General features: G+C 37.5%; 25 protein-coding genes. 7 read left to right on the top strand and 18 right to left on the bottom strand.

Annotated features, from left to right (window positions below):
• Positions 1-123: 123 nt before the first annotated feature.
• Complete coding sequence (locus tag ACZ5WS_RS11810) at positions 124-1,641, bottom strand: leucyl aminopeptidase (RefSeq protein WP_464708720.1); 1,518 nt, start codon at positions 1,639-1,641, stop codon at positions 124-126.
• Between the two features lie 230 nt (positions 1,642-1,871).
• Between ACZ5WS_RS11810 and ACZ5WS_RS11805 the strand changes: the two genes are divergently transcribed.
• Both ACZ5WS_RS11805 and ACZ5WS_RS11800 read left to right on the top strand, forming a co-directional pair.
• Positions 1,872-3,689, top strand: a complete 1,818-nt coding sequence (locus ACZ5WS_RS11805) for a protein kinase domain-containing protein (protein ID WP_076919534.1) — start codon at positions 1,872-1,874, stop codon at positions 3,687-3,689.
• Positions 3,690-3,745: 56 nt separating this feature from the next.
• Entirely contained in the window at positions 3,746-4,177 is a 432-nt protein-coding gene (locus tag ACZ5WS_RS11800; RefSeq protein ID WP_464708719.1) for a DUF3859 domain-containing protein, read from the top strand.
• A gap of 61 nt (positions 4,178-4,238) precedes the next feature.
• On the opposite strand, the gene ACZ5WS_RS11795 is transcribed toward ACZ5WS_RS11800, so the two are convergent.
• The 3 genes from ACZ5WS_RS11795 to acuR form a co-directional block, all read right to left on the bottom strand.
• Positions 4,239-4,655 (bottom strand): VF530 family protein, encoded by a 417-nt coding sequence (locus ACZ5WS_RS11795; RefSeq protein WP_008114664.1) that lies wholly within the window; start codon positions 4,653-4,655, stop codon positions 4,239-4,241.
• 72 nt (positions 4,656-4,727) lie between these two features.
• Positions 4,728-5,720, bottom strand: coding sequence for an acrylyl-CoA reductase (NADPH) (gene acuI / locus ACZ5WS_RS11790; protein WP_464708718.1), 993 nt, complete (start codon positions 5,718-5,720; stop codon positions 4,728-4,730).
• 47 nt (positions 5,721-5,767) lie between these two features.
• Entirely contained in the window at positions 5,768-6,403 is a 636-nt protein-coding gene (gene acuR, locus ACZ5WS_RS11785; protein ID WP_290171585.1) for an acrylate utilization transcriptional regulator AcuR, read from the bottom strand.
• A gap of 375 nt (positions 6,404-6,778) precedes the next feature.
• Here acuR and rmf point away from each other — a divergent pair, with 375 nt between their 5' ends.
• On the top strand, positions 6,779-6,949 hold the full coding sequence (gene rmf / locus ACZ5WS_RS11780; protein WP_008114656.1) for a ribosome modulation factor: 171 nt from the start codon (positions 6,779-6,781) through the stop codon (positions 6,947-6,949).
• A gap of 63 nt (positions 6,950-7,012) precedes the next feature.
• On the opposite strand, the gene fabA is transcribed toward rmf, so the two are convergent.
• Entirely contained in the window at positions 7,013-7,528 is a 516-nt protein-coding gene (gene fabA / locus ACZ5WS_RS11775; protein ID WP_010389976.1) for a bifunctional 3-hydroxydecanoyl-ACP dehydratase/trans-2-decenoyl-ACP isomerase, read from the bottom strand.
• 195 nt (positions 7,529-7,723) lie between these two features.
• Between fabA and ACZ5WS_RS11770 the strand changes: the two genes are divergently transcribed.
• The 3 genes from ACZ5WS_RS11770 to ACZ5WS_RS11760 are packed head-to-tail and all read left to right on the top strand — an operon-like array spanning position 7,724 to position 9,832.
• Positions 7,724-8,581: a 6-carboxytetrahydropterin synthase gene (locus tag ACZ5WS_RS11770; protein ID WP_464708717.1), complete on the top strand. Its 858-nt coding sequence runs from the start codon at positions 7,724-7,726 to the stop codon at positions 8,579-8,581.
• On the top strand, positions 8,574-9,392 hold the full coding sequence (locus ACZ5WS_RS11765; RefSeq protein WP_138622026.1) for a M23 family metallopeptidase: 819 nt from the start codon (positions 8,574-8,576) through the stop codon (positions 9,390-9,392). The genes ACZ5WS_RS11770 and ACZ5WS_RS11765 overlap by 8 nt, the downstream gene beginning before the upstream one ends.
• A gap of 5 nt (positions 9,393-9,397) precedes the next feature.
• Positions 9,398-9,832: an acyl-CoA thioesterase gene (locus ACZ5WS_RS11760; protein ID WP_008114650.1), complete on the top strand. Its 435-nt coding sequence runs from the start codon at positions 9,398-9,400 to the stop codon at positions 9,830-9,832.
• A 198-nt stretch (positions 9,833-10,030) separates the two neighbouring features.
• On the opposite strand, the gene ACZ5WS_RS11755 is transcribed toward ACZ5WS_RS11760, so the two are convergent.
• The 12 genes from ACZ5WS_RS11755 to ACZ5WS_RS11700 form a co-directional block, all read right to left on the bottom strand.
• Positions 10,031-11,353, bottom strand: coding sequence for a Na+/H+ antiporter family protein (locus tag ACZ5WS_RS11755; protein WP_464708716.1), 1,323 nt, complete (start codon positions 11,351-11,353; stop codon positions 10,031-10,033).
• The gene (locus ACZ5WS_RS11750) at positions 11,350-13,323 is read right to left on the bottom strand and encodes a transglutaminase TgpA family protein (protein WP_464708715.1); all 1,974 of its coding nucleotides are present in this window, start codon (positions 13,321-13,323) and stop codon (positions 11,350-11,352) included. Before ACZ5WS_RS11750 ends, ACZ5WS_RS11755 begins: the two co-directional genes overlap by 4 nt.
• Positions 13,316-14,302 (bottom strand): DUF58 domain-containing protein, encoded by a 987-nt coding sequence (locus ACZ5WS_RS11745; protein WP_464708714.1) that lies wholly within the window; start codon positions 14,300-14,302, stop codon positions 13,316-13,318. Before ACZ5WS_RS11745 ends, ACZ5WS_RS11750 begins: the two co-directional genes overlap by 8 nt.
• A gap of 4 nt (positions 14,303-14,306) precedes the next feature.
• Positions 14,307-15,212, bottom strand: coding sequence for an AAA family ATPase (locus tag ACZ5WS_RS11740; RefSeq protein WP_464708713.1), 906 nt, complete (start codon positions 15,210-15,212; stop codon positions 14,307-14,309).
• An 8-nt stretch (positions 15,213-15,220) separates the two neighbouring features.
• The gene (locus tag ACZ5WS_RS11735; protein WP_055012203.1) at positions 15,221-15,604 is read right to left on the bottom strand and encodes a response regulator; all 384 of its coding nucleotides are present in this window, start codon (positions 15,602-15,604) and stop codon (positions 15,221-15,223) included.
• A 356-nt stretch (positions 15,605-15,960) separates the two neighbouring features.
• Entirely contained in the window at positions 15,961-16,101 is a 141-nt protein-coding gene (locus tag ACZ5WS_RS11730) for a hypothetical protein (protein WP_464708712.1), read from the bottom strand.
• Positions 16,076-16,273, bottom strand: a complete 198-nt coding sequence (locus ACZ5WS_RS11725; RefSeq protein WP_464708711.1) for a DUF1090 family protein — start codon at positions 16,271-16,273, stop codon at positions 16,076-16,078. Before ACZ5WS_RS11725 ends, ACZ5WS_RS11730 begins: the two co-directional genes overlap by 26 nt.
• Positions 16,274-16,413: 140 nt before the next feature.
• Positions 16,414-17,382 (bottom strand): ATP-dependent 6-phosphofructokinase, encoded by a 969-nt coding sequence (locus ACZ5WS_RS11720; RefSeq protein WP_464708710.1) that lies wholly within the window; start codon positions 17,380-17,382, stop codon positions 16,414-16,416.
• Between the two features lie 183 nt (positions 17,383-17,565).
• Positions 17,566-18,138 carry a MiaE family protein gene (locus tag ACZ5WS_RS11715; RefSeq protein WP_008114635.1) on the bottom strand — a complete coding sequence of 191 codons (573 nt, stop codon included), beginning with the start codon at positions 18,136-18,138 and terminating at the stop codon, positions 17,566-17,568.
• A 68-nt stretch (positions 18,139-18,206) separates the two neighbouring features.
• A complete protein-coding gene (locus ACZ5WS_RS11710; RefSeq protein ID WP_008114633.1) occupies positions 18,207-18,845 on the bottom strand; it encodes a sulfotransferase in 639 nt (212 codons plus the stop codon).
• 6 nt (positions 18,846-18,851) lie between these two features.
• A complete protein-coding gene (locus ACZ5WS_RS11705; protein ID WP_464708709.1) occupies positions 18,852-19,748 on the bottom strand; it encodes a hypothetical protein in 897 nt (298 codons plus the stop codon).
• 6 nt (positions 19,749-19,754) lie between these two features.
• Complete coding sequence (locus ACZ5WS_RS11700) at positions 19,755-20,123, bottom strand: MAPEG family protein (protein WP_464708708.1); 369 nt, start codon at positions 20,121-20,123, stop codon at positions 19,755-19,757.
• Between the two features lie 122 nt (positions 20,124-20,245).
• Between ACZ5WS_RS11700 and ACZ5WS_RS11695 the strand changes: the two genes are divergently transcribed.
• Positions 20,246-21,607, top strand: coding sequence for a DUF2254 domain-containing protein (locus tag ACZ5WS_RS11695; RefSeq protein WP_464708707.1), 1,362 nt, complete (start codon positions 20,246-20,248; stop codon positions 21,605-21,607).
• On the opposite strand, the gene ACZ5WS_RS11690 is transcribed toward ACZ5WS_RS11695, so the two are convergent.
• Entirely contained in the window at positions 21,604-22,314 is a 711-nt protein-coding gene (locus ACZ5WS_RS11690; protein ID WP_010389996.1) for an SIMPL domain-containing protein, read from the bottom strand. The two genes, ACZ5WS_RS11695 and ACZ5WS_RS11690, sit on opposite strands and share 4 nt — an antisense overlap.
• Between the last annotated feature and the right edge of the window lie 19 nt (positions 22,315-22,333).

Below are 22,333 nucleotides of genomic sequence, written 5' to 3'. Positions count from 1 at the left end.
AATATGCTTTGTTGTTACTTATTAAATAAAATAATGTGTATAAATAAGAACGTTATTTATACACAAAAAAGCGCCAAAACAGTAAACCATTTTGGCGCTTTTAATTAAGCAAATTAATTTTGATTAGTTAGCTAATAGCCACTCGCTTAGTAAACGTACACCAAAACCTGTACCACCTGGTGAAAGCTCATCTTTGCCTTTTTTCACTAATGCATTACCAGCGATATCGATATGTACCCAACGGGTTTCGCCAGCAAAATGCTCTAAGAAAGAAGCGGCTGTGGTTGCACCAGGGCCACCTGAGCCCACATTTGTTATATCGGCAATGTCAGATTTCAACATATCTTTATAACCTAACGGTAAACGCCATAGGTTTTCGTTTACTTGTTTACCTGCAAGGGTAAGTTGCGATACTAGCGTGTCATCATCAGAGAATACCGCTGCGTATTCATTACCAACAGCACGAATTTTAGAACCCGTTAAGGTTGCAACATCAATCATGATCTCTGGCTTGTAGTGCTCACGAGCATACCACATTGCATCACTTAGAACTAAACGACCTTCAGCATCGGTATTTAAAATTTCTACACTTAAGCCTTCAGCGGTGCGAACAACATCGCCAGGAGCTACAGCAAACTGCGATACCATATTAGCTGCCATGCCCATAACGGCTACCACGTTTCTATCTGCTTTAGCTAACGCCATTGCTTTTACAGTACCAAGTACTGCAGCAGCACCAGCCATGTCTGATTTCATACGTGCAATAGACGCACCGGTTTTAATACTGTAACCACCTGAATCGAACGTAATACCTTTACCAACAAGGGCAATAGGGGCATCGTCAGAGCCTTTATAATGAGCTACCACTAAACGTGCACCTTGCTGGCTACCTCTACCTACAGCTTCTAATGCGCCCATGCCTAGCTCTTTTAGTTCTTTAGGCTCTAACACTTTGATAGTAACACCTAACGACGCTAATTCTTTTGCTGCATTGGCAAAATCAACCGGTGTCATTTCTGTAGCCACTTCTGAGGTTAAATCGCGTGCTAAAAATACACCTGCTTGAATACTCTCTAATTGGCTGTAAAGCTTGCGAGTTTGCTTGGTGTTATCAACATCAAACGTATAGCTAACTGTTTCAGTGCTTGGTTCTTTTTTGTAGTTTTCAAAACGGTGATCGCGTAGGTTTGCACCGTGGGCAAAATTAGCAGCAAGTGCTGCGTTGTCGTTTGCACCCGTAACATCATCAAAAATAACACTGGCAGTGCCCGCTTTAGCTTTAACTAGGCGAGCATGAATATTACCGCCTAACTTAGCCGCTTTTGCTTTATTTAATTCGTCTGCTTTACCTGTACCTACAACCAAAATACGGCTGTAGTTACTTTTACTAGGCGCGACAAGTTGCGCGACTTTAGCGTAATCGCCAGTAAAGTTTTCTATATCGATAACACGTTGTAATTGGCCATCGAATTGTTTATCAAGTGTTTTAAATTGGCTGTTGCTGCCATCTTGGCTATAAAATACAACCAGCGTATTTGCGTCGCTGTCTACTTTTGTAGAAAAATTAAAGTCTGCTGCTTGTGCATTAATACACATACCCAGTGCAAGCGCGATTGAAGAGGCTTTTATAATACGTTTCATTTTTTAACCTAAGAATAATTTAAAGGGGTGTTTTACCCTATTTAGACTGTTATGGGTAAGTAGGATACGGTGAAACCGCAAATATCAGCGATATACGTCAAAATCATTAGTAAATAATATAAATTTGACTAATGGAAGTGACCTTAAAGGTTTAATAAAAATAACGGTCGCGTTACTATCAAACATAAAGGCACTACGCAGCTTTAAACCACCAACCTAGAGAATCTGCATTGAAAGCAAAAGAAATTCGCAACTTTTATATTAACGAAGAACAGTCTGTTTATTTGTTATCGCACCGTGATGCCAAAAAGCATCGCCAATGGCTTAACATTTGTATTAAACAGCTAACACTACTTGGCTATAAAAATGTTGAAATGATTGGTTCTGGTGCGTTTGGATTTGTATTTGCGGGTGATGATGAACATGGCCTGCCTTGGGTGTTTAAATTTTCAAGAATAACGCTGGCACAAAGTGTGCGAGATCGCCTTGAAGACGAAGCGTATATGCTGTCTCAAATTGATAATCCGCTAATACCAAAATTTTATGGTTTTGAGCGAATTAAAAAACAGGGCATTTTGATGATGGCTCGTGCAATAGGTGAAGATCTTGAAAAAGTATCACTTAAGCAAGGGCGACTATCTGCTGCAAAAATAATGAACTTAGCGGTTAAATTAAGAAACGTGTTGCTTGATTTACGCCATCATAAAAACGGATTAAGCCCACAACCTATTGTGCATGGCGATATTAAACCCTCTAACTTGGTTTGGGATGAAAATGCCAAGCAGCTTTCATTGGTTGATTGGGGTAGTTCGGTATATGCCCAAGTAGATGAACAAGGCAACCCAATTGCCAGTAATTTTATGGATTTAATGTCGGGTGATTTAAGCACCACTAACGCGCGAATGGGTGATGTGTATTTTATTGGTGATGCGCAAATGTCTGGCGAAAAGTCATCCCCCCGTTTTGATGAGCAGGGGGTTGCATCAACTTTGTATGCACTTGCATCGGCTCAGTCTTGTCGATTTGGTGCTCAGGCTATTCCGGCCAGTAGTTTAATGCTCCCTAAAGAGCTTGCGAATGTAATTGACGGCATGCTTTCAAAAGAGCGTAGTGTAAGGGATAAAGCCGGCGACTATTTTATGCGTAACATAGAAACTATGGCAAAAGCATTTTTACCAGAGCTACCAAAGCAAGACACTAAAGCACGCATTCCTTTTTGGTTTAGCCAAGATCCTGAGCCCGAAACCGTTGTATATAGTTCCCGCAAACAATTTTTACGCCAAGCCGACCATAAACAGCAATTACTAGATGTAAACGATGCCCAGTTAGATAGGTATTACAAAGAATTTTTGTTTGATACTGGGGATACCGAAAAAGCGTTTTTAGCGTCAATTAGTCGCTTAGCGAAATACCCTGTAGTAGGGGGGCTGAGTTTTCATTGGAAAGATGATTCTTTGTATGTTGAGTCATCACTTATTATGCACGATGAAGCTTTAGCAACCGCATTTACTGATGCGGTAAATAATACTGTAATGCTGGCACAAGCGATTAGTCAAAAGGGCTTATTTAAGTGTTGTTTATTTGATGCCCGTAAAACGATTCAGCTAGAGCGCGATGGTACCGGTGCGTTCAAATTTAACCAGTTACCTGAGCTTGACTATGAAGTGGTTAATGTAAAAGCCAGCGAGGTAACCCGTCCGCACTCATATTTTGAAGATGGTAAAGATCCCGATGAACAACTGCAACTGCCTAAAAAGGTGATTAAATGTGTATTTGAGCTAAACCAGATACATCATACGGGTTGTATTATTTTTGAAGCACTACCAGATAGGATGAAAATTCACCATTACTATCGATTACTCGATGCTAGTAAAGAAGTTGAATTTAAACGTTTGCTAAATAAACTCATGCAGTACGCGGTTAATATAACTGATGTTGGGGTCGCTGGTTTTATGAAGTTGCCGTATAAAAATACTCGCGAGTTTAGTTTATGCGAGCAGCAACCCAGCAATTATTATCCTAAAAATCCAAAACAACTACTTAATTAATAAGTCACTCGCTGAGGCTGGTGGCTTAACAATAGAAAGAAAAAATAGAAAGTTAAATGGCAAAATCTAAACCACAAATTACATTAGAAAGTTACGGTATATATTCCAACTGGAACAAATCCAGTAAATCGTTACCACAAATCACGCAATTCACCACAAAGGTAACCGCGTGTATTGATGTGGAATTTGGCCTAATAGTAAATATCAAAAAAGCCAAAGGCGAAAAGCTACATTATTGTATTTATCACCCCGGTATTATAGATGCCGATGGCGAAGTGATGCAGCCTTTTGAGGGAACAGTGTATGTTAAAGATAACGATTGGTCGTTTTATTTAGGCGACACCGTGTGGGAGCCTATAGAAGATAAAATAGGTAACTGGCGTATGACCTTATCATTAGCAGGAAAAGTCATTGCGGATAAAACATTTAATCTAACTAATGAACAGACCAAAACAGAAGATGATTTTTGGAAACACCGAGGCTATTAATTTCCTCAATAAGCAAAAACAAAAAAGCTAACAATAAAGTTAGCTCTTTTATTAAATTAGCTTAGTTACCCCAAGGGTTACTTGAATTTGAACGTTGTTTACGAGTACGGGCACGTTGTTTGGCTGCTTTTTTCTCTTGAATACGCTTAGCATCAGAAAAACTTAACTCGCATGGTTCACCCGGCTTATCACCCTCAGGGATAATACGGTCGCGTGGCGGTAGTTCGTATTGTACGTCATCTGGGCGTGGTAAGTTTTTAAGGCGGTACAAATAGAAATTATCTACTTTTTGCTGTGCCCACTCGGTTTTACGTAAAAATTTAACTGCTGATTTAATGTCAGGGTTATTTTTAAAGCAGTTGAGTTGTAAGTAGGCATGCAGGAGTTCCCACCCATATTGCTCAACCAGTTCTTCAACCACTTGCTCTAATTTAACGCCTTGCAGTGGGTTATTACTGAAAAGTTCTTGGTTGCTCATAGGTGTTCTCTCGTTATTAAAAATACGGCCAGTATTATAAATTTAATAACGAGAGTTTAATAGCAAAAATGCTTAACTTTGACAATTAACCACAACACGACCACGAATTTGGCCCTGCATGAGCTGTTCGGCATTTTCAATAACCTGATCAAGTGTGATTTCGGTCGAAATTTTATCTAAGTCATCGCTACTAACTAGGGATGCTAAACGATCCCATGCTTCAACACGCTCCGCTTTAGGACGCATTACGCTATCAATACCCATCAAAGAAATACCACGTAAAATAAATGGCGCCACAGACGCTGGCAAATCCATACCTTGTGCAAGCCCACAAGCTGTTACTACACCACCGTATTTAAGTGAGGCACAAATATTAGCAAGTGTGTGACTACCTACAGAATCAATTGCAGCAGCAAAGCGTTCTTTTTGCAGTGGTTTACCTGAGTTTGAAAACTCGTTCCTATCAATTACATTAGTTGCACCTAATGATTTTAAATAGTCAGCTTGTTCCATGCGACCTGTTGCTGCGGTTACTTGATAACCTAGCTGGCTTAGTAAATAAATAGCAAAACTGCCTACGCCACCATTGGCACCGGTGACTAACACTTCACCTGAATCAGGGATGATCCCTTGTTTTTCAAGGGCAATCACGCTCAACATTGCTGTGTAACCGGCAGTACCAATTTGCATAGCTTGTTTAGCTGATAAGTTGGCGGGTAGGGGAATTAACCAATCGCTGCTAAGAGCCGCTTTTTGGGCTAGGCCACCCCAATGTTTTTCGCCAACACCAAAGCCATTTAAAATCACCTTATCGCCAGCTTTAAATTCTTCACTGTCGCTGTTAGTAACTGTACCCACTAAATCAATGCCAGGTACCATAGGAAAGCTGCGAACTACAGGACCTTTGCCAGTAATGGCTAAGCCATCTTTGTAATTTAGGGTACTGTACAGTACGTCAATTAATACATTTTCGTTTGGTAGATCGTCACTGTTTATGCTGCTTAAAGTGGCACTGTAGTTGTCGTCTTGCTTATCTATAACAATAGCTTTAATAGGATTGCTCATTAGATTTCCTTTTAGACCGATCGTCTTTAAATTGATAAAAAAATGCATTATCTGAGTAATGCGCGTAAAAACATTTCTGTGTATAAAGTCAGTGGTTTGCTTGATTGTGTTAGTTTAGCTCGCATTACAGCGCCTTCCCAACCAATCCAAAAATATTCACTCATTTGTGTAGTATCAACATCAGTTTTAATAGTATGTTGCTGTTGAGCTAAGTCTAAGCACTGTGTTAACTGTGCTTGCCAAGCATGGTAACTTTGCATTAGGCGTATTTTAAACTCGTCACTTAAATGATTGAGTTCTTGGTTTAAATTGCCTACTAAACAACCGCGTTTGTAATCATACTTTTGCATCCCAGCTATAGCACTTTGGGTAAAGTTAACAATGCGTTCTAGGGGCGGTACTTCAGGTTGTTCTAAATAAAACTTAAGTTTAGCTATAAAAAACGTGTCGTACGCATCAACCAAAGCTAAGCCAAATGCTTCTTTACTTTTAAAGTAATGATAAAACGAGCCCTTAGGGACTTTGGCTTTTTTTAATATGGTGTCGAGCCCTGTGGCACTAAAACCAAACTCAGTGAGGGTTTCTAATCCCACACGAAGGAGCAACGCTTTAGTGTCTGCGTTGTCTCTGGCTATTTTGGGTGGGCGGCCACGCCTATTTGTAACTGCTGATATTTTATTCATAACTTATATTAGACCGATCGGTTTTAAATAATCAAGTGTTTATTTGCAATCTTTATAAAACAACGAAATCTGTTCATTTTTCGATTACAAATTAATGAGGAACTTTAGCTTATATTGCCAGTCACAAATATGACACTTATGTGTTTTTGAGCCGATATGTCGGAACATTTTAATAAAGTTATATAGGTTAAAGTTGACTAAGTGTGAGCAATAAATTTATTTTTTAATTAATTTATCATTGCATCAGCAGCTTAGTTAAAGTCAAACAAATTAATTGTATTTTGTGTTTGAATTAAACATTTTTGTTGGCTATTTATTAAATGTAGATGAACTTTATGCTACAAAAATATAAATATAAAGGTGAGGATTTTACCGATGAAGAGACAGAAAAGAGATCGTTTAGAAAGAGCTCATTCTCAAGGTTTTAAAGCAGGTTTAGCTGGTCGCTCAAAAGAGCACTGCCCTTATCAACAAGTTGATCCTAAGTCTGAGTGGCTTGGTGGTTGGCGCGAGGCAATAGAAAATCGCAATATGTATAAAACATAAACTCATAACGAATTAAAGCAAAAAGGCCTCCAAATGGAGGCCTTTTTGTTGCGTGTTTTAAACTTAAAACGCGCTGGTATCTTGGAACAAGCCTACCTTTAAATCTTTTGCTTCGTAGATCACGCGGCCATCTACTTCTACGGTTCCATCAGCCATACCCATAAACAATTTACGCTTAATAACGCGTTTCATGTCTAGACGGTAGGTTACTTTTTTAGCTGTTGGCAATATTTGACCGGTAAATTTAACTTCACCTACACCGAGTGCACGACCAAGACCTGGACCACCAGACCAACCTAAGAAAAAGCCCACAAGTTGCCACATAGCATCTAAGCCTAAACAACCAGGCATTACTGGGTCGCCTTTAAAATGACAGTCAAAAAACCAAAGGCTAGGGTCGATATCTAGCTCTGCAACTATTTGACCTTTACCATGTTCACCACCGTCATCGGTAATTGAAATGATACGATCCATCATTAACATGTTGTCACTTGGCAAACGACAATTTCCTTCACCAAACATTTCACCTTGACCACAAAGGATCAAATCTTCTTTTGTATAGCTATTTTTAGGTTCCATAACACTTTATCTTTGCTTAGAAATTGCCCCGTACTTTAGCGTACACTTGTACGCTAAACAACTCGGAGCAGTTAAAAAATGGTTTAATTATAAGCAATCAGTAAATGCAACTGATTTTAGTATGATTAAACCGCGCAATTACTAACAGAAATCATTATAATTGGGGCTGACTTTTAATCAGTTTAAAGGAAATTTATGACCCTTTTTGTTAACTCACTCACTGTGATTGATTTTTCTTACTTATGCAATAAACGCGGTGCAGTTGGCGAAAGTTGGATTGTTGATTTGACTTTACATGGCAAACTAAACGAAGAGTCTATGGTTTTAGACTTTGGCTTAGTTAAAAAGCAAATTAAAGGCATTATTGATGAGTGTATAGATCACCGTTTAGCTGTCCCTAACAACATAAACGGCAGCATCAACGAGTTTGCTGATCACAAAACATTGGATTGTACATTTGCTGATAACAAGCACCTTGCAATGAGTGCGCCTCATCAAGCATATTGCTTAATAGATACTGATGAGATTAACGTTGAATCAGTAACAGAGTACTTAGTTGCCACAATACTTCCACAGCTTCCTGATAATATTGAAAAGATTGAGTTGGTGTTAAAGCCTGAGCACAATCAGAGCTTTTATTACCACTATAGCCATGGACTTAAAAAGCATGACGGTAATTGCCAGCGTATTATTCATGGTCATCGCTCACAAATTGGTATAAGCCTTGGCGGTATTTCTATGCCTCGTTTGCAAAAACAGTGGGCTGATAAATGGCGTGATATTTACTTAGCATCTAGTGAAGATCAAATAAACGCCTCTGAATTAAAACATATCTCAGCTAAAGGTGATGATGTTTGTTTTGCGTATACTGCGGCGCAAGGTTACTTTGAAATGGCTATTAGTGAATCACGTTGCGACATTTTACCAATTGATACCACGGTAGAATGTATTGCTGACTACATTGCCAGCCAAGTGAAATTAGAGCACCCAGAAAAAGACGTTAAAATTACCGCCTATGAAGGTGTTGGAAAGGGGTCGATTAGTTATGCTTAAATCCTTATTAGTTTCGGCGTTAATTGTATCAACTAGCTTTAGTGCTATAGCGCTTGAGCTAAAAGGGCATTTAACTCAAGGCGGCCTAGTAACAGGGCAATTAGATAACGCTAAGTCGGTAAGCCTCAATGGTAAGTCGTTAAAACTTGCTGATAATGGGTTATTTGTATTTGGTTTTGGCCGTGATGCAAAACCTGTACATACATTAAGCTGGGTAGATAAAACCGGTAAAAACCACAGCCAAGATTTAGTTATTACTCTTCGCGATTACGATATAGATAAAATTACCGGTGTTGCTAAAAAATACGTATCGCCGCCAAAAGCGGTAAGTGAACGTATTAGCCGTGAAGCGATCGCAGTACGAAAAGCACGGGCTGTTAACTCTGATTTAGAATACTTTTTACAGCCAGTACTTAGGCCTGCAAAAGGACGCATTTCAGGTGTTTATGGTAGCCAACGTTACTTTAATGGCGAACCTCGTAGGCCACACTTTGGTTTAGATATAGCAAACAAAACAGGTTCACCTGTGTATGCACCGATCAGCGGAACCGTGGTGTTTGCTGAACCAGATTTATATTACTCTGGTGGTACTTTGATTTTAGATCATGGGCATGGGGTTACTTCTACTTATATTCATTTAAGTAAGCTTGATGTAAAAGTAGGGCAGAAGATTGAACAAGGTACAAAGGTAGCTGAAATAGGTGCTACGGGCCGTGTAACTGGGCCGCATTTAGATTGGCGATTTAATTGGCAAGGTGAACGCCTTGACCCTGCATTATTAATGCAAGACACATTAGCTAACAAAAAGTAGAGATTATGACTCAAGTAGAGCGCGAAGCCATTATTGCGCAACGTATAAAAGATTCGACCACTTCGGTAACTAAAGCCGTATTTCCTGGGCGTACTAACCATCATAATACGCTATTTGGTGGTGACGCATTAGCATGGATGGATGAAGTTGCTTTTATAGCTGCCACCCGTTTTTGCCGTAAACCATTAGTAACTATTTCATCAGATAGAGTCGACTTTAAAGAAGCTATTCCTGCTGGTTCATTTGCTGAGTTGATATCAAAGGTATCGCATGTGGGGAATACCAGTTTAAAAGTGGATGTTGAAATATTCCTAGAAACTATGCACAAAGATAACAAGCACTCTGCTATTACAGGCAGCTTTACCTTTGTTGCTGTTGATGATAACCACAGGCCAACACCTGTCGTGTGTGACAAAATGCTGCATGGTTTTGAGTTATAACACCTAACAGTAAAAATAATATAAGCACCAATTATGGTGCTTATATTATTAACCATAAAGAACACATCATACTATATTCATCTAATGGACAACTTAGCAATTGAATATAATAAAAAGTATTAGTTTTTCAATGAGCAGGGCGTATTAAAGTAATAAATGAGACTAATAAAAAGGCGTGCAATGCACGCCTTTAAATAACTATAAAACCATAGCGGCTATCCAGCCAAACACCAATAACGGAATATTAAAGTGAATAAAGGTTGGCACAACCGAATCCCAAATGTGGTCGTGTTGTCCGTCAGCATTAAGTCCTGATGTTGGCCCTAGAGTAGAGTCAGAGGCAGGGGAGCCAGCATCGCCTAATGCGCCAGCAGTACCAACAAGCGCAGCGGTTGCCATTACAGAAAAGTTTAGCTCTAAACATAAAGGCACAAATAAAGTGGCAATTATTGGCACAGTTGAAAATGAACTACCAATGCCCATAGTTATAAATAAGCCGACCAATAAAATTACTGCGGCAGCTATGGGTTTATTACCGTCAAAAATGGTGGCGCTGCTATGGACTAGGCTAGCAACGTGTCCGGTTTCTTTCATTACCGCAGCAAAACCTTGCGCTGAAATCATAATAAAACCAATCATTGCCATCATGGCAACACCCTTACTAAATACGTCGCCGTTTTCTTCCCACTTAACCACACCAAATACACTAAATATAACCACCCCGACTAGGCCACCTAATATCATTGAGCCACTGGCATTTTGAGCGATCAGAGAAGCAAGCACGGCAAATAAACCAACTAGCATTACCTTTTTTGGGTTTTCAACATTAGCTTGTTGGCTTTGCACAGTTAATGCTGTGCTTGTGTATTCGCGGCGTTTTCGATAACTAATAAATAGGGCAATCAACAAGCCGACAAACATACCAATAGCTGGAATTATCATTGCTAAAGGGACACTGGTATTAACAATCTCAAGGCCATTATCAACTAGATTTTTATGTAATATTGAGTATAAATAAATCCCCCCAAAACCATACGGCAGCACCATATACGAGGTGGCTAAACCAAAGGTTAAAATACAAGCAATGGCACGTCTATCTAACCGCAGTTTATTAAACACCACAAGCAGCGGCGGGATCAAAATGGGAATAAAAGCGATATGCACCGGCACCAAGTTTTGAGAAGAGATAGCACAAATCAAAATAATAAACAGAATAAAGTAGCTTAATATGGTTTCACTAGAGCCTGTTTGAGCATTTACTTTAGCGAGTAACTTAGCGGCCAAAATACGCGTTAAGCCTGACTTAGAGATAGCGACGGCAAATGCACCTAGCATCGCATAGCTTAAAGCAATTTCGGCGCCTGATGATAAGCCAGAATTAAAAGCATCAATACTTTCTTTTAAGCCCATGCCTGCGGTTAATCCGGCAACAAGCGCACTTATTGTCATTGCAACAATCACATTTACGCGGACCAAAGTGAGTCCAAGCATTAAAATAACGCCTATAATAACTGCGTTCATAGATTTCTCTGTTTTATAGATTTAATTAATTTTATCAGATCTTTAGCCTGATTTTTACGTTCTTTGGTAAATGGTTGTCTCGCATAGCGCACTTGCTCAAATAAGTGACAAAAGGCGGTTATTTGTTGCTCTGCATAGGGGGCTTGTTGACTAATGTGTTGTAATGTTTGAATAGGCGTAGCATTTTCAGGGTAGTTTATAGTGTGCTTATTAGCCCAACTGAGTATTTGATAATACTCTTTTACCAGCGGAGGTTGTTTTGTTGTTGGCTTGGGGCGGTTTATATAAATAAAATAAGCACTAAAACTTAAAATTAAAACAATAATAACTCCAAGCGGTACTAACCAAACATAAGTGTTACCAAATAGGGACGCTAATAAATCTTGTTGTTTATTTTTATCAAATCCCAGCACCCAACTAGACCATTGATAATCGAGGTTTTCCAATTCAAGGCGAAGCCAGTTTATGGCAGCATAATTACTTAAGCTAACTAAACCAAAATTAATATTATTTTTAAATTCATCATTTAATGCAGCACTCTGTGATAAAGAACCATTTAATCGTTCGGGCGCAACAACCGCTGTTGCATCAAATATTCTCCAGCCTGCATTAGTATAAACCTCAACCCAAGCATGCGCATCGTATTGACGAACGGTAATATAGTCATTGCTTTGATTGTACTCGCCGCCTAAATATCCGCTAACTACCCGCGCTGGTAAACCAGCACTTCTAAAAATAAAGGCAGCTGCACTGGCATAATGACCACAAAAGCCACGTTTATTATTAAACATAAATTGATCAAGCGTATCATCACCGCGCATAGGTGTTGGCGTAAGAGTATAACTGAAATTATTTTGCGAAAAATAATCTAGCAGTTTATTAAAAAGCTCATCGGCGTTAGCACTACTGTTTTTTAACTGTTGCGCCAGTTGATAACTTTTTTGGTTATTACTCACCGTAAGCGTTTTATAAAAACGCTGCTCTACGCTATTAAGCTTCTTAGTCGATAATGGTTTAGTACTAACAGAATATTGTAACACTTTGGATTTATATTGTTTTTTACGCAGCAAGCCCACTGAGTTGGAAACTACATTTTCATTGTTACTATTGGCATAGCCAAGCCCATATAACCAATCAGCCATTGCTGGCTCAGCAATTATTGAGTATTGAGTGGTATTTCCATTGCTGCTATTTTGGGTTGGCAACCTCATTGCTTGTTTTAAAAACGAAGATGTTTTCCAAGCGTTACCGTCAAATTCATCATGTACAATAGCGCGCCAATAATAAGGGGTAGAGGCTGAGTTATCATCAAACTTCGCTCTAAAAACCAACTCATCGGAGTTTGATAACTTTGCAATATCAAATGGGTCTACTTGTTCCGATAGGCCTGTTTGTGCCATTTTAGGGCCAGGTAATTGCCAAAATGCAGGAAGTTTTGGTAAAAATATTAAGAGTACAACTGCCAAAGGAAAAGCCAGAAACATTATTTTAGCACTTTGTTTTGATGACAGTTTTAGACTATGACTCGATTCGAGCAAACCCAGTACCGCAAAGTTTAAAACATACAGTGTACTAATAATTAAAGTGGTAAAAATAGTTTGGCTAAACAAATACACTGCTGAAAGTGAGAAGAATGTGAGGGTGATGATCAATTGATAATGCTGCTTTGTTTTTGCCTGTAGTAATTTAAAAACGCATGACAGCAAAAGCATGGCAACAAACAGCACCACGGTATCTTTAAAGCCAATACTGCTGAGCATAATAATTAATGCTATTGCAGCGAGTCCGTTGGCCAGCCACGCATTGGGCTTTTGCTTGTATTTAAGGGTTAAATAAATATTCCAGCCACATAACATGCTGAGCATAATAATAAAGGGCAGGGGCAAGTGCTCTATAAAAAAGCTCACTAACCCTAAGTAAATAAATGACAAAGAAAAATTTATAACGCGTTGATTTTTAATCTTATTCATAGTCAGTGCCTACACTACTTAAGGCTTGTAAACAGCGTTGCTGATGAAACTTTCCTGAGCCATTTTCTATGGATTTATTGGGCAATTTTAACGAGTATTTAATGTCGCTTTCAAACGCTTGGCATACTAGGTAACACAACTGCCCTAAGCGTTGCTCGGTATCGCCAGTCATTAAATTAAAGTCAAATTGTGTCTCGGCAGATTTAAAATCACTAAATTGTTTTACTAATAACTGCTGAGTTTTTGCGTAGTGTTTCCACGAAATTCGCTGCAACCCCATTTCTGGCAAATGAGTAATTAAACTTTCAAACTCATCATCGCCTTGGTGCTTTTCATTACCATCATCATTAGCAGTTATTTGACTTAACTGTTTGTAATTTGGTGTTTTAATAATTGAAGGGTAAACATAAACGGTATGATCTGGTTGAATATAGCTCCATACACTCACCAAACCAAATGGATAATTACTGGCAATTTTTATTGGCTTTAGTAAATAGAGTCCGCGCTTTAAATAAGGCAATGGTAACTGGCATTGTATGGTATCGGCTTTAACACTCTCTATATAGCAGTCTTGTTCTAAATTATTGGGATAACTTAAGGTGATTGACTGACATGTGTCGTTTGATTTTATTTGCCACACTAACTGAGGTTGCTGTGGCGCATAACTCTCAATAGTATTCTTAAAGCTGACAGTTAAGCCTTTTGCGTTGCTATAACCTAACAACAAGGCAAAAATAATAATCACAAACATTAAATACGCCATAAACAGTATTAAATTATTTTGATAATTAATTCCCATTACAAAATTTAATAGTGCAACAATCGTAAAATATACACCCAGTGTGGAAGGCAAAACATAAATAGTATTATGCGTTAAAGTGATGCTATTTTTTTTGTGCTTATTTTTTAATAAAGTCGTTAAAATTGTACTTTTTATAGCATGAATAAAAGTAGGGCGTTTTAATTTTAAAATACCCATTGATCTAAACGGGCACTAAAACATGTTTTAAAATGTCTGCAATTTGGTTTTTGCCAGACTCACTATGCAAACCTAATCGATGCTGGCACACACTAGAAAATACCGCTTGTACATCTTCAGGTAGAACAAAGTCTCGACCTTCAATATAGGCCCATGCCCTTGCAGATTTTGCCAGCGCCATACTGGCTCTTGGTGAAAGCGAAGCAGCTAACGATTGAGCCTCTCGTGTGTAAGTCACTAATTCAATTATATAATCAATAACCGGAGCGCTTAGCGTAATATTAGCTATAGATTCTTGTATTTGTTTAAGTTGTTGCTGGTTAATTCGCTGTGGTAATTGGGAGTAAGCGCGCTTTTGATTGTTTAATAGTAATCTTTTTTCAGCGTTTTTAGGTGGAAAGCCTAAGCTTATACGCATTAAAAAACGATCTAATTGCGATTCTGGCAGCGGATAAGTTCCTGCTTGATATAAAGGGTTTTGAGTAGCAATAACAAAAAACGGAGTAGGGAGCGGATACTTTTCTCCATCTACGGTCACTTGTTGTTCTTCCATGGCTTCTAATAAAGCACTTTGGGTTTTAGGTCCCGCACGATTTATTTCATCAGCAAGTACTACTTGGCTAAATATTGGGCCTTTATGAAATGAAAAACTGTGTTCTTTATTATTAAAAATATTGGTACCAATAATATCAGCGGGTAATAAATCGCTAGTAAATTGAATACGCTGATACGATAAGCCCAAAACAGCAGCTAATGCATGCGATAAAGTGGTTTTACCCATACCTGGTAAGTCTTCAATTAGTAAATGACCTTCACTAAACAAACAGGTTAATGCTAATTTTATTTGTTGTTGCTTGCCAAATATAACGGTAGATAGGTCATCAATAATAGTGGTAACTAGGTGCTGCATAATGTCCTTCAATCTATCAGTTCTAAACGTTTCATTACGGCATCAACTTTTTGCGCGTTGAAAGGCTTGGCTATAAATTCTTTTGCGCCAAGTTCCCAAGTATTTTGTACGGTCTCGAAACTATTATGGCCTGAGCACATAACCACATGAGCATATGGGTGCTCGTTATTGATCGACTCTAAAATTTCGATGCTTTCAGAATCAGGTAAATCAACATCTAAAAATATAACGTTGGGTGATTTTTCGCTAAGTAAGGGTTTAGCACAATCAAAATTATCACACTCAATAATGTCATCAAAACCTAAGCCGGCTAGCACTTGGCTTAAGTCAGCACGGATTTGTTTAACATCATCAATAATTAAAATTGGTTCGAGTGGGCGTACAAATTCCATATGAATACTTCAACATTTTTTACGGCTTGTGATTTAATATTAAGCTAAGCATTAAGGAACCTCAAGGTGATAACTATGAATTACCGTAATAGTCGTTTAAATGCACTTAATGTCCGATACCGTCTAGTATTGGACTTAGCGAGCTTGAAGTTATTAAAATAGAGCGCCACACATGCACTTAAATACCACTACCTATAATTTATATTATGTTAAATTAGATGAAAGTGTACTTAATCAAACTAACTATCGGCAATTACGTCACTTATAAACACGGTATTTTAGCCCTTTTATCGCATAATATTTATATTCAATAAAATGCTCTACTTTATTAAATATAAAAACTCTGTAATGACATTTTAATCAACCAAACTATTTAGCTCATCAATTAATTGCTTAAGCTGTTTAGTTTCGTCGTTTAGCTTTTGCTGATACTTTTCAACTTTGCCATGCTTACCTTGGCGCTTAGCTTTTTTAAGATCGATTTTTATATTCTTCAATTTCTGAATTTGTATCATCTATTTTTTGTTGTAACTCTGCTTTTAATCCATCATTGGTACAATATGCGTTTATGTTATTAAGTGCTTTATTAAGACCTGCAACTTTGTGTGAATTACCTTGGTGTTTTGAAGCTAATAACTCGAGGTTAACTTCACAGGCTTTTTCGCACATCCCGTTAAATCTGCACAATCATCTTTGGCCAATACGACTGTTGAATCGGCTAATAAAAAACTTATTGTAATACCTTTAATAATTATCATTTTATAATTTTTATTATCTCGCATTGTTCATTATTCCTATTTAATTAATCGTTAGCGGCAAAATACAGATAACAGCCCTTGCAGCTCTTCATTTATAACATCTTGTTTTACAACATCTTGCATAGGAGTATTTGAAACTGTGTTATTTAAAATACCCACCATTTTAGCGCTTTCTCCAGCACATAAAGCCTTAACACATTGTACACCCAGTCTAATGGCCAACATACGATCCGCAGCCGATGGGTTTCCGCCGCGCTGCAAGTGCCCTAGCTTAGTTACACGTAAATCAATGCTTGGATTTACGGCAGTTATTTTTTCACATACATATTCAACACCATTTTCATCGCCCTCAGACACCACAACGATAAATGCGTGTTCGCTATGATAATCACTAATCTTTAGCAATAAATCATCGATATCTTTATCATTTTCAGGGATCAATACTGAATCGGCACCAGAGGTTAAACCGGCATAAGTGCCAATATATCCGGAATCACGCCCCATAACTTCAATAACAAACACCCTATTATGAGATTCTGCTGTATCTCTAATATTATCAATACATTGCATTGATGTGTTTACTGCTGTATCAAATCCTAAAGTGTAGTCTGTGCCTGCAATATCGTTATCTATGGTGCCGGGAATGCCAATATAAGGGATATTGGTTATGTGTGATAACCATAAACAGCCTCTAAAAGAACCATCGCCACCTATGACAATTAAGGCATCAATATTATTATGTTCAATTGTAGCTAAAGCTTGCTGTCTACCTGCCTCCGTTCTAAATCTTTCACTGCGTGCGGTTTTTAAAACGGTACCACCCAAGTGCATACTTTGTTGCAGGTTTTTGCAATCAAGTGTCACTAAATCATTATCAATTAAACCCTCATATCCTTTTCGAACTCCTGACACTTTTATGCCTTGTTGTTGAGCGGTTTTTACGATGGCAAATAAAGCGGTGTTCATCCCTGGAGCATCACCTCCAGAGGTAAGCACGGCAATATGATTAATTGGTTGCATCGGTTCACGTCCTTAAAGCAAGCTATACATTAAAATGATAATAGTTGTTTATTGTTAGGCAGTGTTAACTAAGTGCAGTTAAGTTGATCTAGTTATGCGTTAGTAAACAATATTTTTCATAACAATAGAGGGAAGTACTTATATTGGCATGCTAACTTGATGTCAACATGCCGTGGTTAGGTATTAATGTAGAGCAGCAGTAAATGGTATATTTTTACAAATTTCTGCTTCTATTATTAATAACTCTTCTAAACGATCATCAACTTCTTGTTTATCAAAGTATTCGTAAGCAAGTTCAACAAATAGGTTTTTATGTTTTTCTTCAGACTTGGCTATCGCAACATAAAAATCTTTTTCTTTTCCTTCTGGTAAGGCTTCGGCAACTAAAGAAAAACGTTCGTGTCCCCTCGCCTCAATTACACCGCCAACGAGTAGCCTATCCATTAAAAATCCATCGCGTCCATGTCTAAAGTGTGCGCGAATTTGTTTAATGTAAGGGTCTTTTTTATCGTCACCTAAATTAGTATCACGCTCAATGAGTAATTTCAGCACTTGCTTGAAATGAATTAACTCTTCTAAGGCTAAGTCAGTCATGGCTTTAACTAATTTACGCTTATCAGGGTAATGTGAAAGCATAGACATAGCCATGCCCGATGCTTTTTTTTCAGCAGCAGCGTGGTCTTGTAAAAAAGTTTCAAAGTCGGCTAAAACAACTTCGGTCCATTCAAATGGCGTGTGGTATTTTAATTCAAACATATGGATACAACTTATAAAATAATGCGTGGATTTTAGCGTATTTAAAAATAAAAATCTTTGCTCGCGGTTTAAATTTGTCTCTCATAAGGTAAAAATTTATCTATCCGCCCTTTCGCTGTCGATTCAATTTTTAATGGATGTTTTATATCATTCCACGCGGTGACCTTACCCCCCATATTCATTTTTTCAAAGCCATTTAACTCAGAGGTAATACTTAAAAAATCACAAAGCTGACTAAAACTGTTAGGGTTGGCAATATCTATCGCTAAAAAATCATGTTCTCGATTACTAAAATAAGCCTTAGCATTATTAATGTGTACGTTATAACAATCAGTTAAATACTGATCGTTATTTATATTCTCTAGTGAAAAGTCTTTAAATGTATTTAAATAACAGCGCTTTAAATGAATGTTAAAGCCACCATCTGTACGGATTAAATTAGTGTGCATTCGCTGTAAAAGCTGTCTTATTGATGGTATCCATGTAGTAAGCTCTCGCTCTAAATATATAAATTTTGCGCCAGGATAGTATTTATCTAATACTTTAAAATCGTTAAATATGGGGGTGTCTGCAATTGCGACCGCATTATCAAAACAGGCGGTAGTGTATGCAGTATGAGCAGTTGGTATACCAAAATGTAAAAATGCATTACATACACTGGTGGTACCGGTTCGCGGTAAGCCAATAATAAATATTTTTTGTTTCATGGGGTTTTACATGTCTTTTTCTGAAAACCAAAGTGAAGTATTATCAAGTGGTGTTAGTAAGGGTAGGTTTTTGTTTTCTAATCTAATAATAATCTTATTTTTGATATCTGCGTGCTCAATGGCACTGCGATGATACGCATTAAATAAGCGGTCAAACTCGCCATTTTTACGCATGACCGCTAAGCCATTTTCAACTGCATAGGCCAACTCGGGCGTATCTTTACTAAAAAAGAAGTAAATTGCACTTGGGTATTGCAGTATTAACTGAGGAAGAGTTGTAAGTTTTGCATCACCTTTAAAGGTATTTAGCTCCGTTTCAACCTCAAGCAACGATCGAGGAAATACATCTCCTCTGCCTTTTATTAACATATTAAATAATGAGCTGTATTCAATTGATGTTGATACCGTTAATCCACTATCTAATAAAACTTGAGTATCTGGCCAGTCGTGACCTTGAATAAAGTGGATACCTTTAAAGTCATCAATTTTTTTTAAGCTTGATAATTGTTTTTGTTTATTCTGTGTAGTGACAAGTAAACGCCACCCGTATAAACCTTTAAAAATAGGCACTCTTACGGGCAATAGCTCTTTTTCTCGCTGCTGTGAAGTCATGGTCCATGCAACGTTGACTTCATCATTATGTATAATTTGTTTTAATGAGCGGCTTTGAGGCATAGAAATACTCGATGCTTTTAATGTATATTTTGCGCCGCTGTATTGTAAGGCCGTTCTCAATAAAACTAGCGGATAAAGAATTTCATCTTCACCAACTCGCATCGTTTTTGGATAAACATAATTTAAACCATCAATACTTTGATTGCTATTGTCATTTTCTATTGCCCATACAAATGACGCCAACGAAGTGGCAAAACATAAGTTTATAAAAACAATAGCGGATCGCATCTTTATTTATCGACTTAACAATAAAATTAAGGAACTTACAAAAAGAATAGCAAAAGTCATCATCATACTTAATACACGTGCTTTTAAATTGTTAGTACTAATAGCTGAGCCATGAAGTGCACGGCTTATAAATAGCAAACCGCCAAGTGCATGCATATAATGACTTGCTAAGCCTTGATACTCTAATAAAAACAGTAAAATTAGGCTAATTGGTACATACTCAATAAAATTCCCATGAGCTCGAGTTGCACGTTCAAGCTCAGGATGGCTTCCATTACCCAGTGAAATGCCTTCAGCCTTGCGTATTTTTACAACATTAATACTCAGGTAAATATAATATAGTGCCAGTAAAGCCGCATAACTCGATATAATCACAGTATTTTTCCATTTAATTTTTAAGCAATAATAACACATAACTTAAGCTGTAAAATCACTTACTTTAGTATCAAATATGCTAGAGTGATTTATAGATTGGTATCGTAATAAGTAAGGATAATATGTATTTAAGAACAAAAATAACCAATAGCTACCGCGAAATAATTAACAGTATTGGGTTTTATCCCTCATTATTATCTGTTGCTTTTTTATTTTTTGCCGTACTGACAATGTCAGTCGAGTACTTAGCCCCCATCGAAAAACTTAAATCACTAATTTCATTTATATTAGTTGATAGCGCAGAAAACGCACGTACCATTTTAAGCACCCTCGCTGGCAGCATTATTTCGTTAACCGTATTTAGTTTTTCTATGGTGATGGTGGTATTAAATTCAGCCAGTGCTAGCTTATCCCCCCGAGTTGTTCCTGGGCTCATTACCCGTAAATCACACCAAATGGTATTAGGGTTTTATTTGGGTAGTATTATTTATTCAATAATAATGCTGATAAATATCAACAAACTCGATAATGGTAATACCGCGATTCCCTCACTTGGCGTATTGTTTGCGCTTGTTTTTGGGTTAATATCTTTAGGATTATTTGTATTTTTTATTCATTCTATTTCAAAAGCAATACAAGTAGATAACGTATTAAATGGCTTGTTTAGGCAAACAAAAAAAGAAATTCAAGACATTATCAATATGCAAGACGAAAACCCCGTTAATAACTTTCCCGAGTTTTCAAACTGGCATTCAATAAACAGTACAACCGAGGGTTACTACAAAGGGGTTCATTCTAATAAATTATGTGCCCTACTAGCAGATGAAAATATTGAGCTGTTTATTACGGTTAAGCAAGGTTATTTTACAGTTAAAGGTTACCCGTTTTTAAAGTGTAATAAGGACATATCTGAGAACGAAGAGTTAATTGAGAAAATTTTAGACTGTTTTATTTTTTATATAGAAGAATACATTAGCGACCATTACCGCTATGGGTTAACACAAATATCAGAAATTGCCGTAAAAGCTATGAGCCCAGGAATAAACGATCCGGGTACTGCCGTTAAATCTATTGATATGCTCAGTATATTATTAATAGAACGACTAAAGATTAATGCAATAAATTATTCATGCTATGAAAAAGATGAGCAACCATTGTTGTACTTTCATGAAACCAGTTTTGATGAACTGCTTCATGATAACTTCACCCCTTTACGCAATTATGCAAAAGCCGATGCCTATGTAATGACTAACGTTATTGAAGCATTTAAAAATATTTTATTTATTGCTAATGAGAATGTGGATGCACGAAACAGTGTGTTTAATTATTTAAATGCCATTGTTGATGATATTAATCAGCACATAGTTAACGAATACGATCGTCAAGAGATTAGTAATATGCTGTATGCCATTGTGCGTATTAGTGAGTCACAAGGAAAGCAGTTGGTGGCACGATTTGAGCGCCACCCACCTATAAAAGCTTAATCAATATAATAAATTGCGTAACTTGATGCGCTTATTGTAATTTCACCAGCATGATATGCATCGGGTACATAGTTACTCGGTGCACCATCAGCCATCATTACTTTTTCACTGCGCATGTAAGGTACTGATGGCATATCAAGCGGACTTAAAGACGCACTATATAAGCCTTTCAATTCAACATCAAAATCATCAGTTAACTCTTTTGCCGCTGCTTTAGCTTGTTTAATAGCTAATTTTTGTGCTTTTTTGTGCAGCTCATCATAGTTGCTCGCTAAAAACTGCGTCTGTCTAATTTCATTAATACCGTTATTAACTAAACTTTGTAAAAGCTCAGGGTATTTATTAATCGCAGAGAGTTTAATTGTAAGCGTTCTGGATACTTTAAACCCGGTAAACTCTTGCTTACCTGTTTCGCGGTTATATTGATTATCACGATAGATTGAGATTTGACCAGCATTAATATCTGCATCAGCTACGCCTAGTTTTTTTACTAAACTAATTGCACTGGCCATCGTCGTATCAGTTTGTTTTTTTGCGGCAATTAAGTTTTTATCTATTTCCGTAATACCCACTGTTAATAAAACATGATCTGGCATAGTCGTTACCGATGCTTCACCTTTTACATAGATATGAGGCTCTTCAGGGGCATTAGTTGCATAGGCTGACGTGCTTAGCAAAGCAGCCGTTAAAATCGAAAGTGTTTTCATAGTTCTATCCTTTTAAATT

Source organism: Pseudoalteromonas sp. 11L1, from assembly GCF_055397545.1.
The sequence above is the reverse complement of the archived record's forward strand: the minus strand, read 5'-3'. Positions and strand labels throughout refer to the sequence as shown.